Here is a 1,353-nt window from a genome sequence, read left to right on the forward strand (position 1 = left end):
CTTTTGACAGAAAAAAGGACCCGCCATGCTCTACGCAATCCTCTGCTATGCCTCCGAAGATGTCGTCTGCTCCTGGAGCAAGGCACAGGACGACGAGGTCATGGCCAATCTCCTCGACGTTCAGGACAAGTACGCCAAGGCTGGTCGGCTCGGCCCGGTGGCACGGCTTCTGCCGACGACCGCCGCGACGACCCTGAGAAAGGTCAAGGGCGAATCGGTCGTCATCGACGGGCCGTTCGCCGAGACCAAGGAACAGTTCCTCGGCTTCTACACGCTCGAATGCGCCGATCTCGACGAGGCGGTGGAGTTCGCCCGCGAGCTTTCCGAAGTCAACCCGAGCGGCGGCTCCTATGAGATCCGGCCGGTCTCGATCTTCAATCCCGCCAAGGTTTCCGCATGACCGAAATGGCCTGGATCAGCTCCGCGATCAGCGCCGCCCGCCCGCAGGCGATGGGTGCGCTGCTGCGTTATTTCCGCGATCTCGATACGGCGGAGGAAGCTTTCCAGGACGCGTGCCTCAGGGCGCTGAAGAACTGGCCGCAGAACGGGCCGCCGCGCGACCCGGCGGCGTGGCTGATCTTCGTCGGCCGCAACAGCGGCATCGATGCGGTGCGCAAGCGCGCCAAGCAGGCGCCGATGCCGGAGGAAGACCAGGTTTCGGATCTGGAGGACGCCGAGAGCGATATCGCCGAGCGGCTGGACGGGGCGCACTACCGCGACGACATATTGCGGCTGCTGTTCATCTGCTGCCATCCTGATCTGCCGGCAACGCAGCAGATCGCGGTGGCGCTGCGCATCGTCTCCGGTCTTACGGTCAAGCAGATCGCGCGCGCCTTCCTGGTTGGCGAAAGCGCCATGGAGCAGCGCATCACTCGCGCCAAGGCGCGCATTGCGGACGCCGGCGTGCCGTTCGAGACGCCGGGCGCGGTCGAGCGGTCGGAACGCCTCGCCGCCGTCGCCGCCATGGTCTACTTGGTCTTCAACGAGGGCTATTCGACCAACAGCGGCGAGGCGCCGGCCCGCGCACCGCTGTGCGAGGAGGCGATCCGGCTGGCACGGCTCCTGCTGCGGTTGTTCCAGACCGAGCCGGAGATCATGGGGCTGACGGCGCTGTTGCTTCTGCAGCATGCGCGCGCACCGGCCCGTTTCGACGAGAGCGGCGAGATCGTGCTGCTCGAAGACCAGGATCGCAGCCTGTGGAGCCGCAAGATGATCGATGAGGGGCTGGCGCTGGTCGACAAGGCGCTACGCCATCGCAAGCCCGGCCCCTACCAGGTGCAAGCGGCGATTGCCGCACTGCACGCGCGGGCCGAAAAGGCGGAGGATACCGACTGGAACGAGATCGACCTGCTC

Annotated in this window: 2 protein-coding genes; both read left to right on the forward strand. The window is 65.9% G+C overall.

Annotation, left to right across the window (positions count from 1 at the left end; all coding sequences use genetic code 11):
* The first annotated feature begins 25 nt into the window (after positions 1-25).
* Entirely contained in the window at positions 26-400 is a 375-nt protein-coding gene (locus EN984_RS34815; protein WP_127270092.1) for a YciI family protein, read from the forward strand.
* Positions 397-1,353 (forward strand): RNA polymerase sigma factor (locus tag EN984_RS34820; protein ID WP_164765931.1); only part of this gene is annotated, 957 nt, incomplete at its 3' end. The genes EN984_RS34815 and EN984_RS34820, both read left to right, overlap by 4 nt.

Source organism: Mesorhizobium sp. M7A.F.Ca.CA.004.12.1.1 (assembly GCF_003997835.1).
Classification (GTDB): Bacteria; Pseudomonadota; Alphaproteobacteria; order Rhizobiales; family Rhizobiaceae; genus Mesorhizobium.

Excerpts from the sequence above, each read along its gene's own strand:
- EN984_RS34815 (WP_127270092.1), top strand. The coding sequence starts at position 26 with ATGCTCTACGCAATCCTCTGCTATGCCTCCGAAGATGTCGTCTGCTCC.